Origin of the sequence: Cytobacillus oceanisediminis (assembly GCF_003182355.1) — a bacterium.
Taxonomy (GTDB): Bacteria; Bacillota; Bacilli; order Bacillales; family Cytobacillaceae; genus Cytobacillus; species Cytobacillus oceanisediminis_A.
Genome location: NZ_QGTW01000001.1, coordinates 704,488 through 720,651, shown reverse-complemented (window position 1 = coordinate 720,651; position 16,164 = coordinate 704,488). Strand labels below are relative to the sequence as shown.

Here is a 16,164-nt window from a genome sequence, read left to right as displayed (position 1 = left end):
ATGCTCTCTCTGAATGATTATCCTTTTTCTCCACAAAAAAACCCCCTACCATAAGGAAGGGGATAATAGGTTTATATTGTTTTTGGAACTGAATAGGACTCATGGGTGTTACCTCTTTAAAGTGCCTATGAAGCGAAGAAACGCTCATGTTTGCAATTTCCGCAAGATCCTCAATCCGAAAAGACCGATCATAGTTATTCATGATATGGTTAATAACATCACTGATGCTCTGCCCTGGGCTATCGAGTCTTTCAAGTTATAAAAAAGGCTGCCTATTGTATATCCCTTTTATTTACATGGGGATGGGTTCTGTTTATATACTTGTAGGCTTAATAAGAAATTCGTTTGAAGTTCTTCCTTTTATGGCTCTCTTATTACAGGTTATTTCAGGATTTTTACAAGGTTACTATCATGCTTGGCATATTGAGCAGAAAGCCTACCGTTTGCAAGCCATTAATCACTATCTCCTTGTTGGCTTGATTATGGTCGGGCTTTCCTTTGTAAAAATACTATCCCCAATATTCTTTATTACTGCCTTTGGGACTGTTTTACTCATTTGCGGGATTAGGTTAATTTTCATGAAAAATGAGGGCAGTACTATTGGATATTGAAAGAGTGAAACATTCTCGTAATGGTGGGATCATCAAACGGTGTGGTTAAGGCACCAAATGCTCCACTTGCTAAGATAGCTCCAACTGTTAAAGGGATGGAAGCCCCTGTTGAGACGGCCATTGTATTTCTCAACGGGCATGAAAAGTCCCCAGGTACCCCAAGAGGAACACCGGATCTGGACAAATATCTTCCGTAACTCCATTAACTCAACTTTGGTCGAGTAAAAAAGATCTGCACACTTTATTCTATTTTTATATAATTCCACGTTTGTCCATTACGATATTAATCATTGGGACATACGCTATATTACATACTCATTAAGGGAGGTGATACGCTATGTCAGACGGCCATCGTTCTAATTTTGCTTTAATCGTGGTCCTTTTCATTCTTTTAATTATTGTCGGTACATCCTTCATGAAAGGGTTCTACTAATATTAGGAATGAGCAAACAAATAAGTTCACCTTCCTTATTTCAAAGAAGTGTCCATGAGACGCTTCTTTTTTCTTTTTTTAGATGTATTTTTAAGCAATATCTCGAGCTTGTTGAAATATAGTCGGCAACACATTCGATGCCAAAAACATTTATTCGTTCTTCATGGTTATATGAATCTCGGGTAAATATGGGTGTTTGATTCAGTAACAATCCCCCATCGCAGAACATATTTTGATGAGGAGAGTATTGAAGAATTGATGGGTTCATGACTTTTGATTTCTGATGTTCTTCATTATGTCCCCTTTCATGTTGCTGGCACAGCATATTAAAAAATACGGAGGTATGAACATGAATGATTTCCAAAGAGATCTTCAAATGTTGAATGTTGGTGATTTCCATGCGAACGAGGCGGTTCCGTGGGATCAAAACCAGTACTATATGGATCAGGCACGGCAATGCGGTGGTTTTGGCGGTGGATTTGGCCGTTGCTTTAGCTGCTTTTTCTTTTTCTGCTTCAGCTGCTTTAACTGTTTTAATTGTTTTCGCTGCTCTAACTGTTTTAGGTGCGGCGGTCGCTGTGGTGATCGCTGCGGCGGCCGTTGCGGCGGCCGTTGTGGCGGTCGCTAGCCTTATCAATCATGCCAGTTTTATAAAAATACTGGCTGGACATTCAAAAGGGAAGCCCCTGCAACTGCATGCAGGGGCTTTTCTTCTAAAGGGCAGACATATGAGACAAATCCCGGTACATAGGATTATAGAGAAAGGAATGTTTCATAAATAGGAACAGTTTACGGGTAAGGAGGAGCGGAATGAAAAATTTGACCTCTTCTATGCGGCTGAAGGTGAAAAGGGACACGTTTTTTCTCCCTGATCCTAAGAATGGTGTGTATTTTCGGAACAATGTAAGCTCCTTCCAAATGGAAGGCAGTATGATCGATCAGTGGGTTCAAAAGCTGATCCCGATGTTTAATGGTGAATATACATTGGGGGATTTGACAGCCGGTTTGCCGGGTCCACATAGGGATCGGGTGTTTGAAATTGCAGAAGTGCTGTATCGAAATGGCTTTGTTCGGGATGTAAGCCAAGACCATCCGCATCAATTGCAAGAACATGTTCTTAAAAAGTTTGCTTCTCAAATCGAATTCTTGGAAAGTTTCGGCGATTCGGGCGCATCCCGATTTCAGGCCTATCGTCAGGCAAAAGTGTTGGCAGTAGGATCGGGTCCTTTTTTTGTTTCGCTGGTTTCTTCACTGATTGAGTCCGGATTGCCTAAGGTCCATATGCTCATTACGGACCCGGAATCTACTAATAGACAGCGGTTGAAGGACATTATGGAACATGCCCGTCAATCAGATCCCGAGGTCTCAGTAGAGGAGGTACCCCATCAGAAGGAAGAAGATAATTCATGGGAGGAAATTATTCAGCCGTATGATTCCATTTTATATGTGTCGGATACGGGCGGCATAGAGGAACTGCGTGTTATTCATGCCGTTTGCAGGGAAGAGAAGAAGGTGTTCCTTCCTGCTATATTCCACAGACAGGTTGGTCTCGCAGGTCCGCTGGTGCATCCTGAATCAGAAGGGTGCTGGGAGTCTGCGTGGCACCGCATCCATCAATCTGCGTTTTGCGAAGACAAGCAATTACACACCTTCTCCTCCACAGCAGGAGCAATGTTGGCGAATTTGATCGTGTTTGAACTGTTTAAAGAGGTTACAGGAATAACCAGTGCGGAACAAAGAAATCAGTTCTTCCTGCTTAATCTGGATACGTTGGAAGGAAATTGGCATTCATTCTTGCCTCATCCAAAATTGACAGGAACTACAGCTGTGGAATGGATTCAAGATGTTGATCTGAGGATCGAACAAAGTTCGAGCAGAAGTGAGCCGAACAGTTTGTTTCTTTTCTTCAGCCAATTGACATCCAAAGAATCAGGGATTTTTCATAAATGGGAGGAGGGAGATTTAAAGCAGCTTCCACTAGCGCAGTGCGATGTTGAGGCAGTCGACCCGCTGTCCAAGGGTCCGGCAAAGCTGCTGCCAAACATTATCTGTTCAGATTTGAGGCATAAGGAGGCACGCCGGGAAGCGGGTCTGACCGGGATAGAAGCGTATGTGTCACGGATGGCTGGTCAGCTCGTTACCGATCTGCTTCCAAATCATCATATAAAGGGCAATCGTGTAAATTCACATGAATTTGTAGGTATTGGAGCAGGGGAAACGTTTGTGGAGGGTGTTTACCGCGGGTTGGAAAGGTGTTTAGACGAGGAGCTAGCTAAACGTCATGCTGATCAGAATTCTGTCACTCAGGTGCATTTAAGTGCAGTAGACGATGAACGGTGCCGGTTTTATTTGGAGGCATTGACCACGATGGCGGGAGCACCAAAAATCTGTATGGGCGAAGAAGTTTCCGGCTTCCCTCTGGTCTGGGTTGGTGCGAACGATCGCTGGTATGGCAGTGCAGGCTTTAATGGAACAATAGCGCTCAGGAAAGCGTTGCAGTACGCGCTCATCCAGGCGCAAAACCAAACGAGCAGACATAAACCAGCAGCCTTAGAGGTATCATCTTTTCTTCTGGAAGAAAAGGAGCCGCTAAACCTAGTTATTCCTCCTTGTGAAGAGACGGAACAATCCCAGGTTTTGCTGTCTGCTATACAGGTGTTGGAACGGAACAGCAAGCAGCTCTTAGTCTGTGAATTTTCGGTTGAACCCTTTTTAAAAGAGCATCTGGCAGGGGTGTTTGGGGTGCTGTTACGAGAGGAGGAATCTCAGTGAGTGCGGTCGTGGTAGTTGTCGGAGAAGGACTGCTGGCGGACAGCGTGTGCAAAGAACTGCCCGCCCAATATAAAATAGTTCGCTATAAAAATTTTGAACCAGACCTGCCGGAAGGGACCGATTTGGTCTTGGTGCTGCACGATGCCTGGTTTCCTGCCGTCCATAAAAAGGTAGAAGAGGTGTCACGATCATCCGGTATTCCTTGGTTAAGGGGCTTTGTTTCCTTTGGCGAGGGTGTGGTTGGTCCGCTGGTTCACCCGGGGACGCCGGGGTGCTCACAGTGTGCGGACATGCGAAAACTCTTTGCAGGGCGTGACCGCAAAGAGATGTGGGGACTGCAGCAGAAACTGGCAGAGAACGGTAGTATGATACAGGACGCATGGGCATCGAGCACGGGGCTATTACAGATGGCTTACTTGCTCGTATCGGAAGTGCACAGGGTGTTGGAGGGCAGCTTGGACGACTTGGAAGGAAGGATGTTTTTGATCAACCTGAAGACACTTCAGAACTCTTGCCACAAGATCTTACCGGATTCATTGTGTCCGGTCTGCAGTCCGTTACCTGAAGATTCACAGGCAGCTGCCCGAATTTCAATGAAGCCTAGTCCAAAAGTTAGCCCCGACAGTTACCGTTGCCGTTCCATGGATGAATTAAATAAATTTCTCGTCAAAGATTACCTGGATCCGCGGACTGGTTTATTGAATGGTAAAATGTATGATTTCACACCTCCGTTTGCGGATGTAATTGTAAATCTGCCGTTGTTTTCAGGGGACGAAGGGGTAGCAGGCCGGACCCATTCATATAAGGTAAGCGAGTTGACTGCGATTTTGGAGGGTCTTGAGCGGTCCTGCGGTATGGCACCCCGTGGAAAACGGACAGTAGTCTATGACAGTTTCCGCAACCTGGAAGATCGGGCCCTTAATCCTGTTAAAGTAGGTGTGCATGCGGATGAACAGTATGCACGGCCGGATTTTCCATTTAAAAAGTTTGATCCTGATATCCCAATGAATTGGGTATGGGGCTATTCGTTTTTGCAAGAGCGTCCCATTCTGGTTCCTGAGCTGCTTGCTTATTACAGCTTGGGCTGCGGGCAGGGATTTGTCTATGAAACGTCCAACGGATGTGCACTAGGCGGAAGCTTGGAGGAGGCTATTTTCTACGGTATTTTAGAAGTGGTGGAGCGTGATTCGTTCCTGATGGCTTGGTACGGCAAGCTAAGCCTTCCGCGTCTTGATCCTTATTCCTCAAATGACCAGGAATTGAAGTTAATGATTGATCGGGTGAGGACGGTAGCGGGATACGATCTGTATATCTATAACGCGACAATGGAGCACGGCATTCCAAGTATTTGGGCGATGGCGAAAAACAGGAAGCAAAAGGGATTGAATATCATTTGTGCGGCAGGAGCCCATCCTGACCCGGTACGGGCGGTAAAAAGCGCGGTTCACGAGTTAGCTGGGATGATGATGACACTTGACGACAAATTGGAAGCGAACCAGGAGGAATTTTTGCGAATGCTGCAAGATTCTTCCCTCGTCAGGAAAATGGATGATCATGGGATGCTCTACGGTTTACCGCAAGCGGAAGAGCGTCTAAAGTTCTTGCTGGATGAAAATCGTCCGCTCCAAACGTTTTCCGAGGAATTCAAGTGGGAGGGGAGACATGCAGACCTGACAGATGATCTGCAGGACATTCTTCAAGCATTACACGGAGTGAACCTTGATGTTATTGTGGTGGATCAGACCACACCGGAAGTTAAACGGAACGGATTACATTGTGTCAAAGTGCTGATTCCAGGGATGCTGCCTATGACATTCGGACATCACCTAACACGCGTCTCAGGGATTGAGAGGGTGTTAAGGGTCCCAATGGAACTCGGGTATGCAAAAGAACCGCTTGCATTTGAGCAGCTTAATCCACATCCGCACCCATTTCCATAAGCGCTGTCTGGGAGGTGAAAGGATGAGTCTAGAGACATTTCTGCATAATTTGCATTTTGATATTGATCAGATAAGCCCATCAGATTGGGAAGTGGACTGGGAAGATGCGCCGCTTGCGTATAAGCTTTACCGCGGCTTGCCAGTTGTTCCCCTTTCGCTGGAAGTACCCCTTTCTCTTGAAGAATGGGAGGCACCGGCAAAGCCTGACCTTCGGAAAATCGGTCATTTTCTCTGGTATGTATTTGGCCTTAATCAATTTTGCCAGTCAGCCTCTGCATTTGGTTCCAATGAACAAGCGGATAACATTATGCAGTCGTTTCGGCGTACTGTTCCTTCTGGCGGAGCGCTGTATCCCAACGAATTATACATGTATCTAAAAATGGAGGATTTGCCGGAAGGGATATACCATTATGATGTGCTGCACCACCGCCTGGTCTTGCTGCGTGAAGGCAATTTTGATTCATATGCAGCCCGTGCTCTTGGCAATCGCTGTGATGTGTCCGCTTGTTTTGGCACTGTGTTTGTGACGACAATGTTTTGGAAAAATTTCTTTAAATACAATAACTTTGCTTATCGTCTGCAGGGCTTGGATGCAGGTGTGGTAATTGGTCAATTATTGGAGGTGGCGAAGAGGTTTGGTTTTGCAGCGGGGGTGTACTATCAATTTCTTGATCGTGCCTTCAACCATCTTCTTGGACTGCCCGAACAGGAGGAGAGCGTTTATGCCGTTATCCCGCTTTCGGTTGAACCGACCAGCTGGTTTACGAACAGAAGCGGCATAGACGAGATGGTCTCTGCCTCTGAATTGTGCCAGGAAGTGACATCTATTCAGAATAATTACTGTGTCAGGTCGCTTAAAGTTAAAGAATTTCCGATGTTAACCAAAATAAATAAGGCGTCCATGCTGGAATCAACGCGATCGTTTCAGCAAATGAAAGCTGAAGAGAGGCATTGTGAGGGGCAGGCGGTGGCTCTTCCTCATGTAAAAAGGATATCTTATGATCTTGCGTCAGTCTGCAGAAATCGTTATTCACCGGACATTGATTTCGTTTTAGGAAAGGTTAGCGGGAAGCAGCTGGCAGCTCTGCTGCAGGAGGCAACTGCTTCTTTCTCGTACCGAAACGATTTAGATGCGGCACTTGATAAGCGCAAGTCACGTGTCATGCTTTATGCCTGCTTGAATAATGTGGAAGGCATTCCGGATGGAGCTTATTATTATGACAGCGATACTCATTCGCTGCAGGAGCTAAATTCCGGAGATCATCGGCTTGTACTGCAATACGGAATGCCAGCTGGTAATGTGAATTTGTTCCAAGTCCCGCTTTGCCTGCATGTAGCAGGGGATAAAGATTTTTATACAACGGCACTTGGCTACAGAGGCTACCGTATCCAGCAAATGGAAGCTGGTATGCTTGTGCAGCGACTGCTTTTAGCGGCGACAGCCCTCGGGATGGGCGGGCATCCACTTCTCGGATTTGATGCGAAAACGTGTGATGAAATTTACAGGATGGAATCACAGGGAAAAACAAGCCTAATCCAAATCCCGATTGGCTTCTACCGAGCCCGTCCATGGTTGAGGGGGAATTTAATTAGCTAGGCAAGGAGATGATTCTGATAGAAGTAAAATTGATATACAACTTTGATCAATTTAACAATAATTTATAAGACTAATACCGAGCCGAAATGAGATACTCTCAATAAGAGGGTATCTCTTTTTCACTAGTTTATCATTTTCCGATTCTGAATAGAGAAGATCCTAGGCTTTGAGGGCAGTTTCGATATTCAGGAGGTTCCTCTAGCATAAAATGTTCCCCCAGCAGCTCGGGCATATAGTAGAAGTATCAGTACTTTTTCTCTCTTTTTCCGGTTTTATTTTGGCAAGTCATTCACCTCATAGGCAACTCGTATCCCGGATTCGATCGCTCCCTGAATCCAGCCATGGGTAAGGGACGTATGCTCACCGGCAAAATGGACTCGCCCTTCAGGTGCTAGGATATTAGGATACAATTCGGTTTCCTGTCCTGGTTCAAAGAATGTAAATCCGCCGCAAGAATAAGGATTCTGGCCCCAGCTGTAGGAAGCCCCTGTAACAAATTGAGCATACACTTGATTTCCGTAAATCTCCGCCAAGTTTTTTAGCGCATAGTGAATGCGCTCGTCCTCAGGCTGACTATCCCACGTTAGTGCTTCATCCGCCCAAGTATAACTGGCTAAAACAATTGCAGGTCCTTTTGTCCCAATCCCGTGACTTGGAAGGAAGGTAAATCGAATCGGCAGGTCCGTAATGGTTTTCCCGCCAAGTTGGCCTTCTTTTTCCCAAAACCTGCTCTTAAACTCAATAGCAATTTTGGTTGCTGCCATATAATTAAGTTCGCGTATGGCTCTGCGTTTCAAATAGGAGAAAGAATGGAATGGTTTGACATCCACAAATCGCAAAGCCGTAAATGGGATGGTCACGATAGCCAAGTCACCTGTTAAGGTAAAAGACTCCTGGGAATGCTGATGAGTACAGTGGATGGCAACACCATTTGTATCCTGAACGATTCCCGTCATTTTTTGCTGGAGGCGAATATCTTCTTTTAATTGGGGCAGAAATGCCTTTGGCAATCGATCCATTCCGCCTGTTATTTCATAGTAACCACCTGGTGAAGTAAAAATGATTAACTCTCGTAAAACTTCAATAAAAGACATTCCCATGAATGCTTCCAAATCGAGAAGCACACCGATCATGTCGATTGCACCATCTGAAAAATAAGAGTTTAATATATATCCAAACGAGTATTTCCGATATTGTTTTTCCAGAATGGCCCAATTTCTCACAGGGTCTTGGTTGATAAAGTCAATAAAAGGCTGTACGACTGAAAGCAGAAGCTCTTCTGCCGATTTCCCTTTCTCATTTGGAGGAATGGGGAATTTTAAAATGCCTGGGTTGCGTTCAAACACGTCGAGACGCGTTTTGATGCCATTTACGTAAAGAAGATCCATTGGAGTCCGGTTTATAAATACGTTGATGGGAAGCCTGAATTTTTTAATATATTCAAAAGTCAATGAATGGACATGGGGGATGCGCATGGGTCCTGCGTTGAAGTATAATCCATCGCTAAAAGGGGAGCGCATGGTATATACACGTCCGCCAATTCTGCCGTCCGCTTCAAGGATTGTGATTTTATGACCGGATTCCTTTAATAAAGAACCAGCAACTAGTCCTGCCATACCTGCACCGACAATGATTATGTGCTTCGGGGAGTGTGATTTTCTCAATCCATTTCTAATCAGGTAAAGCATTTGCTCAATCGTTAATTCGAGTTTCTTGTTCCAAGCCATCTCTTCGCCCCTCTGCAATAGGAATCATTGCAGTATATTCATTTGAAGGGATCCCTATGTGCATTTAAACGTAATGACTATTAAAATAGGTTGTTTTATGCAGCAACAGACAAGATAGCTGCTGGAGTAAGAAAAGCGGGAAGAAAACTTCCCAGGGAGCTCGCGCTAAAAAAACCCAACTCCTCCGCAGAACATTATTGCCAAATGAGAATAAGAATGTTTACCGCTTCCCACACGCCATCATAAAATAAGTATTGCAGAGGAGTTGGATGAAAAAGCAAACCAAGATCGTTTAAATATTTTTAAAAGTTATTTTATTTTAAAAAAATAATCTATATACTTTAACTTAATTTAAGTCATTTTTTAAAAGTTTTAAGACTGTTAGATTACTACTTGGCAGGTGAACTAAATGAAGATATTAATTTCTGAGCGAGACCAGCATGAGAGAATCGTAATTGAATGGCTTATTTCAGCATATTCATTCCCTATTAATCATGTAATAACTGCAACCACGATAAAGGAAACAATAATAATGTTGGAAAAAGAGACTCCAGATATTTTATATATAGAATTAGATATGATTCCCAATGAAAATTGGGCCTCTATGACAAGGCATGTTAAAAGGTTTTGTAAAAAAGTGATTGTTGTTTCAGCTGAAGCAACCTTTGAAAGAGCAAAGCAAGCCCTTGAATGGCAGAGCATTGATTTACTTGTTAAGCCGCTTGAGCCAATACAAATAAAACGTTGTCTGCAAATGGCCCTTTCGAATGCTGCTATTGGTGAACAAAAACATAGTCAGGGGTCTTTACATAATGAAGGTTATTCCTACCGTTCATTATTTTTAAATGATGAACAGCATGCTGCCAATATTACGCTTATTCTGCTGCAAACTGAAAATCAAAAGGTGATAGACTTGGCTTCATTCTTATCCTTTTATCCATTCCGGGAACAACCCGTTATTTTGCCTTTGATGGATGCTGTAGTTTGTCTTTTTAGAGATACAGGAATCGGATATAAGGAAGAAGCATGGAAAATATTAAGGGAATGGGAAGCGGTATATATAGAGCCATTAGCAGCTGTGATCATTCCATCCGGTACTGAAGACAGTCCTGTTCATGATAAATATTTAAAAGCAAGAAGCTTATTGGAAGTAACTTTTTTTATTGGTTATCGGCAGGTGGTACTGCCAAGGGATGAATATGAATGCAGGTGTGAAGTGGATCCATTCTTAACACCAAATGAACAGCGTGAATGGATTGACATGCTTAACAGTTTTGATAAACAAAAGATAAAAGAATGGATGCATAATGAATTTTTACATATACATACACCCTTTCCAAATCCGGAAACATTAAGAACCAGACTGACTAGTATATTGGCACAAATAAGGCGTTTTATGAAGACATATAGTCTAAATAAACAAGATGTTGAAAAATATTATATGAAAATATTCACTGAAATCCTGAAAAATAGTGTTTTGTATCGTATTGTACAAGAAATGCTGTTATTTATTTATCAAATTATCGACTGGGCTCAGGAAGCTGAAGTAGATTCCAAAAATGACATTATCGAAAAAGGGATCAGTTATATTGAATCTCATTATAGTAATCCTAATTTGTCACTTGAGAAAGTAGCTGAAGCAGTGGGAAGAAACCCTTCTTACTATAGCCATGTATTAATGAACAAACATGGAACACCATTTCGTCAGCTCTTAACAACCGTAAGAGTTAAAGAGGCAAAACGGCTTTTGACAGGAACGGAACTCTCCATAAAAGAAATAGCCTATCAAGTTGGTTTCAATAATCCCAATTATTTTACACGTCTTTTTAAAGAAGCTACTTCTTTTACACCACGGGAGTACCGATTAAACAAATAGAATACATATATTGTTTATAACTCGCAACTTTAAAATCTAAAGAAAATATAGAAATCTAAGAAAAGTATATATATAGGTCTCAATATAAAGTTTAATATCAAAGATATGTATTGAAGTTCAAAATGAACATGTATATTTTCATGAGTGTTTATGATTTATAATTTTCTGTAAATTCAAAACATTATTTTGCCAACTCGTTTCTGAATTACACACATGTTTGTTAAAAGGGGGAGTATACATGTCTTTGGAAACAGAAAAGGGAAATAGCCCAGAGGTGAAAATCGGAACAAATCGGAAAACCCGTAAAGGTGTTTTTTGGCCAGCGTTTCTCATTGTTGGAGGAGGGGCTGTTCTTGGTATTGTTAATAACAAAATGCTGGCAGACATATCAATGAACGGCTTTCTGGGTTCTCTGCGGGGTCTCGGGTGGCTTTATCAAATCATTTCCATTGTTGCATTAGTAATTGTGGCACTTGTAACATTTTCAAAGCTTGGAAAGGTTCGTTTAGGGGGAGAGGATGCCAAGCCTAAATTCTCTTTTCCTGTTTGGTTTGCAATGGCATTGACAGGAGGAATTGCAACAGGTGTTATTACTTATGGAGTGAATGAACCAATCATTTATCTTGGAAATATTTATGGAGAAATGGAACAAACAGGTATTAAGCCAGGAACTTCTGAAGCAGCGATTTTTGCAATGGGACGGAGTTTCTATAATTGGACTTTCATCCCTTATGCCATGTATTCATTAAGCGGCTTAGTCGTAGCGTACATGTACTTTAATCGGAAGAAATCATTATCGGTTACAGCAACGTTAATTCCTTTATTTGGAGAAAAAATAACGAAGGGCGTTTGGACAAGCATCATTGATACATTAGCTGTGCTAGCAATCGCACTAGGATTGGCCTCCTCCCTAGGTGCCGGGTTGGCTCTGGTAGGCTCGGGGATTGAAACAACATATGGGATCCAGCAAGGACCTATAATGTGGCTCGTGTTAACCTTTTTGATTACAGGTACATTTACCCTTTCAGCATTGAAAGGATTGGATAAGGGAATTCGGATTTTGTCAGATATCAATGCAAAAGTATTTTACATTATACTGATTACGATCATTATTATTGGTCCAACTCTGTATATTTTACGAACTTCCACTGCTGGAATGGGATACTGGCTGCAAAATTTCTGGGCCTGGGGCCTAGACCCAATAGATATGGGCGGAGAAGCGCTCGTAATGTGGTGGACTCTATATGATTGGGCCATCTGGATTGCCTATGCACCTTTGATGGGAATATTTCTTGCGATTATTTCGCATGGTCGTACAATTCGTGAATTTATGTTTATCAACTGGATTTTGCCTTCCGTATTTAGCATCGTTTGGTTTGGGGTTTGGGGAGGAACGGCGTTATTTTGGCAGCAAAATAACGTTATAGACCTTGTTGGCACAATTAAAGAAAGTGGTGCAGTTGCTGGGCTATGGGCATTTTTAGCCAATTTGCCGTTAGGCAGTATATTAATTCCTGTTGTAATGCTTGCTCTTATCCTTTCTTTTGCAACCGCCGCAGATTCAATGGTACGCACAATTTCATCTTTGTGCACTGAAAATATCAAACATGATGAGGAGCCAGCTAAGTGGAAAAAGCTTCTCTGGGCACTTTCAATTGCCACGATTGCTTTCGTTATGGTGGCGTATGCCGGTGGAGCCCAAGGGGTCGACGGCGTTAAGTATTTAGCAGCTCTTGGGGGTTCTACTGTCCTGTTTATTTTCGTATTACAGGTCGCCTCTGCGATTAAGATGTTTTTTATTGATAAAGTTGAAAAGTGACTAGGATATGGGGGATAGGGCATGAATCTAAAAGACATAAAGAAAGTTGTATTAGGCAATTCACTAACACTTGAAGAGTTTGCAGCAGTTGCACGATATAAGACCCCGGTCGAATTCTCCGATGCTTATAAGCAAAGGGTAGAGAACTCTCGAAGTCACTTAGAAAAGCAGATGGACAAAGGTAAAATTATGTATGGCGTAAATACGGGCTTTGGAGCCCTCTATACACAATTAATTTCTCCTGAGGAAACAGCCCAGCTGCAGAAAAATATTCTATTATCACATGCTACATCTGTCGGTGAACCACTTCCTGAAGAAGTGGTAAGGGCAACAATGCTAATGGTTCTGCAAAATCTTGGTCAAGGATATTCAGGGGTCCGACTAGAAACGCTGGAAATGTATCGGCAATTTTTAAATCTAGCGTTAACTCCATTTTCCCCAAAGGAAGGTTCGGTCGGATATTTAAGTCCAGAGGCTCATATAGCTCTTGTCTTAATTGGGGAGGGCCAAGCTTATTTTGGCGGGCAGCAAATGCAAGCCAAAAAAGCAATGCACTTGGCAGGTCTCGAACCAATTGTGCTTTCGGCAAAAGAAGGATTGGCACTTACCAGTGGCACAACCAGCCCAACTGGTATGGGTGCTCTTGCATTATACGATATGTTAAAAGCAGCGGCCGCTGCTGATATTATCGGGGCAATGTCACTTGAAGCATTAAAGGGAACGGTCCGCGCATTTGATGATCGGCTAATGTCTGTTCGTCCCCATAAAGAACAGCGGGAAACCGCCGACAATATACGTAAGATTCTTTCAGACTCAAATATGGCTAAGAGCTTCATCGATTATCGTTTACAGGATGCATTATCTTTGAGAGCCATTCCGCAGCTGCATGGAGCTGCCAAAAAAACGCTTAATGATGCGCTGAAAACCATTGAAATAGAAATGAATGGCTGCAGTGATAATCCGATCCTATGGCCTGATGATGAAGAAGGGGGAACGATATCCGGCTGCAATTGCGATTCTTCATATGTAGGAATCGAGCTAGATTCAGCCTGTATCGCGGTGACAGCCTTAGCGAAAATGTCAGAGAGGCGAAACAGCCGGCTTATTAATAGTAAGCATTCAGGCTTTCCTGACTTCCTCATTAAAAATGGGGGCTTAAATTCAGGCCTAATGATTCCTCAATACAGCCAAGCTGGGCTCCTAAATGAAATGAAAATATTATCCCACCCTGCGACCGTTGACAGCATTCCAACTTGCGCAGACCAGGAAGACTATGTCGCGATGGGCTATAATGCAGCTAAAAAGGCACGTGAGGTGGCAATTAAGCTGGAATATGTTTTGGCAATTGAATTGCTGTCAGTATATTCTGCCCATCAGTTCGCTGAAACCAATAATCCGCCAGGCTCTGCCAGCAAAGCAGTGTTAGACAAGCTTGGCAGTTTCATACCTGAAATGGAAGAAGATCTATATCTTTACCCTCTGTTGGAAGGGATTCGAGATTTGATTCATTCAGGTGAAATTATAAAGTGTGTGGAAGATACAATAGGAAAGTTTAATAGGGACGGAGCTTACAAGTAAAAAATTCAATTTATAAAACACTCTTCATGTCAATGTAAAATAAGCATACGCCTACAGTCTACCTGCTGATGAAACCTTAAAACAAATGAAAGAAAGTTATTTGAAGCACGTTTAATAAAGAAAAGGAAGTGACAGGATCTGTCGCTTCCTTTTCTTATGCCGCAAAAAAAATTCCCGGTCGCAAGTCTAAAGAAGCAGACGATGAGAGGTTTAAAAACATTTCCCTTTAATACTTGCTTGTTCAGAGTTTAAAAAATACACATAACTGTTTCCGCAGTTTTGAGCACAAAATTTAACACCGAGGAAATTTTTTGCAACGGGGAGAAGATTAAAGCAGAAAGTAGCAGGCTCTGCCTGTACGGTTAATAGTGCTGGCAATACCATCAGGAAGTGAAAAAGCCGCTTACAATAAACAACACAGCAGCAATCACACCGCCAATAGCCGAAACCTTTAATTTATACCGGGCATAATCAACAAGATCCATATCCAATATGGAGGCAGTCGTAATGGTGGTATCACCAAGCGGGGAAGTCAACGCACCAAATGCCCCGCTAGCGAAAACAGCACCAACTGTAAGAGGGATGGACGCTCCGGTTGAAACGGCCAGTGTAATTCCCAATGGCATGAACAGCCCCCAGGTTCCCCATGAGCTGCCAATAAAATAACCAACCACAGAACCAAGCACAAAAATCGCTGCTGGAGTCAGGTAGGCTGGCAAAAAGCTACCGAGTGAGCTTCCGATAAACTCGGAAAAGCCAAGATCCTCTGCAGCCAGGGTTAATGCCCAGATCAGAATAAGGAGGCTGATCGCTTCCATCATCTGATTCCCTCCATCGTAAAAATGATAGAGAATTTCGTTCATTTTTTCTTTTCTCATTATGTAAAAAACAAACGTTATCACCAGTGTGATAAAAACAGCCAGCAGCATGACAAAAGTGGCATCCGCCATCGAAAAGGCTTCAAAGAGGGTGTTAGCACCCTGAGCCATGCCGTCCTGCCATAAAAGAAAAAGTGAAAAAGCAAGCAGCAAAAAAACAGGAATAATCAAATGCCAGGGCTGTGCCTTAACAAGGGACAATTCTTTCTTAATCCCCATGCGGTGGAATTCATGCTCTTGTTCTTCGAGATCTATATGCACTTGTTTATTATGCTGGTCTGTCCTTTTTGGAGTCCAAAACGTCTGTACAATCCCAATGACCAGCATAATGATGGCGTAAAAGTTAAACAAAATGCTTAGTAAAAACACTTCATAAGGAGACATATCCAGGTTGAGGCCGCTAATACCGCCTTCTACCAGTGAAACCATGAAGCCGACAAATGCCGTCGCAACCGGCAAAAGCACAATGACAGACTCTGTTGAAATATCCAGCGTCATGCCCACCTTTTGCTTGGACAGATTCATCTTTTTAATCAGTGACTTAATGATAGGGCCAATCATCATAATGCGAAACATCGGCATCATGAACGTAAAGGGCAGAGTAAACCAAATAAAGCCGAGGAGCCCCCGCTCTGTTCGGATTCTGGCACCGGCCCATTCAGAAAAGCCTTTAATGCCGCCTGTAATGTTCATCATCCCAACAAGGCCGCCAAATAAATATAAAAACCCGATGATTTTGATATTCGTTTCATCGGAGAGGGTGGTAACGATGTATGACACAGATTGCTCCGTGCCTGCCAGCGGGTCAGCAGAAACAATGACAGATCCAACCAAAATGCCAACAACTAATCCAGGCAGGATATTTTTTAGCCAGATGGACATGGCGATTACGATTATGAATGGTAACAGAGAGAGCCAGGTTTGATTCAAGGT

At 43.0% G+C, this 16,164-nt stretch carries 12 protein-coding genes and 1 pseudogene; 8 read left to right on the top strand and 5 right to left on the bottom strand.

Translation table 11 applies throughout. The annotated features are described in order from the left end of the window. Window positions 1–70: 70 nt before the first annotated feature. Window positions 71–226: pseudogene (locus DFO73_RS03380) on the bottom strand (AraC family transcriptional regulator); the annotation flags it as partial. Window positions 227–302: 76 nt separating this feature from the next. Here DFO73_RS03380 and DFO73_RS03375 point away from each other — a divergent pair. Then, a complete protein-coding gene (locus tag DFO73_RS03375) occupies window positions 303–611 on the top strand; it encodes a hypothetical protein (RefSeq protein ID WP_142669505.1) in 309 nt (102 codons plus the stop codon). Here DFO73_RS03375 and DFO73_RS03370 read toward each other — a convergent pair. Then, window positions 598–744 carry a hypothetical protein gene (locus tag DFO73_RS03370; RefSeq protein WP_258309196.1) on the bottom strand — a complete coding sequence of 49 codons (147 nt, stop codon included), beginning with the start codon at window positions 742–744 and terminating at the stop codon, window positions 598–600. The two genes, DFO73_RS03375 and DFO73_RS03370, sit on opposite strands and share 14 nt — an antisense overlap. Window positions 745–948: 204 nt before the next feature. On the opposite strand from DFO73_RS03370, the gene DFO73_RS03365 reads away from it, so the two are divergent. Next, window positions 949–1,044: a YjcZ family sporulation protein gene (locus DFO73_RS03365; protein ID WP_110063346.1), complete on the top strand. Its 96-nt coding sequence runs from the start codon at window positions 949–951 to the stop codon at window positions 1,042–1,044. Between the two features lie 40 nt (window positions 1,045–1,084). Here the strand turns inward: DFO73_RS03365 and DFO73_RS29920 are convergent, their stop codons facing one another. After that, window positions 1,085–1,681 carry a hypothetical protein gene (locus tag DFO73_RS29920; protein ID WP_441307074.1) on the bottom strand — a complete coding sequence of 199 codons (597 nt, stop codon included), beginning with the start codon at window positions 1,679–1,681 and terminating at the stop codon, window positions 1,085–1,087. A gap of 173 nt (window positions 1,682–1,854) precedes the next feature. Between DFO73_RS29920 and DFO73_RS03355 the strand changes: the two genes are divergently transcribed. Genes DFO73_RS03355 through DFO73_RS03345 form a run of 3 tightly spaced genes read left to right on the top strand, consistent with a single transcriptional unit; the run spans window position 1,855 to window position 7,353 of the window. Beyond that, on the top strand, window positions 1,855–3,816 hold the full coding sequence (locus DFO73_RS03355) for a putative thiazole-containing bacteriocin maturation protein (protein ID WP_110063345.1): 1,962 nt from the start codon (window positions 1,855–1,857) through the stop codon (window positions 3,814–3,816). Continuing rightward, window positions 3,813–5,756, top strand: coding sequence for a TOMM precursor leader peptide-binding protein (locus tag DFO73_RS03350; protein WP_110063344.1), 1,944 nt, complete (start codon window positions 3,813–3,815; stop codon window positions 5,754–5,756). Before DFO73_RS03355 ends, DFO73_RS03350 begins: the two co-directional genes overlap by 4 nt. Before the next feature lie 22 nt (window positions 5,757–5,778). Next, a complete protein-coding gene (locus DFO73_RS03345; RefSeq protein WP_110063343.1) occupies window positions 5,779–7,353 on the top strand; it encodes a SagB family peptide dehydrogenase in 1,575 nt (524 codons plus the stop codon). 272 nt (window positions 7,354–7,625) lie between these two features. On the opposite strand, the gene DFO73_RS03340 is transcribed toward DFO73_RS03345, so the two are convergent. Further along, complete coding sequence (locus tag DFO73_RS03340; RefSeq protein WP_110063342.1) at window positions 7,626–9,080, bottom strand: flavin monoamine oxidase family protein; 1,455 nt, start codon at window positions 9,078–9,080, stop codon at window positions 7,626–7,628. A 409-nt stretch (window positions 9,081–9,489) separates the two neighbouring features. Between DFO73_RS03340 and DFO73_RS03330 the strand changes: the two genes are divergently transcribed. The 3 genes from DFO73_RS03330 to DFO73_RS03320 all read left to right on the top strand — a co-directional run bounded on the left by DFO73_RS03330 (window position 9,490) and on the right by DFO73_RS03320 (window position 14,353). After that, the gene (locus tag DFO73_RS03330) at window positions 9,490–10,956 is read left to right on the top strand and encodes a helix-turn-helix domain-containing protein (RefSeq protein WP_110063341.1); all 1,467 of its coding nucleotides are present in this window, start codon (window positions 9,490–9,492) and stop codon (window positions 10,954–10,956) included. Window positions 10,957–11,194: 238 nt separating this feature from the next. Further along, entirely contained in the window at window positions 11,195–12,775 is a 1,581-nt protein-coding gene (locus DFO73_RS03325) for a BCCT family transporter (protein ID WP_110063340.1), read from the top strand. A 21-nt stretch (window positions 12,776–12,796) separates the two neighbouring features. Further along, complete coding sequence (locus DFO73_RS03320; RefSeq protein ID WP_110063339.1) at window positions 12,797–14,353, top strand: HAL/PAL/TAL family ammonia-lyase; 1,557 nt, start codon at window positions 12,797–12,799, stop codon at window positions 14,351–14,353. 383 nt (window positions 14,354–14,736) lie between these two features. On the opposite strand, the gene DFO73_RS03315 is transcribed toward DFO73_RS03320, so the two are convergent. Next, complete coding sequence (locus tag DFO73_RS03315; protein WP_110063338.1) at window positions 14,737–16,161, bottom strand: Na+/H+ antiporter NhaC family protein; 1,425 nt, start codon at window positions 16,159–16,161, stop codon at window positions 14,737–14,739. Between the last annotated feature and the right edge of the window lie 3 nt (window positions 16,162–16,164).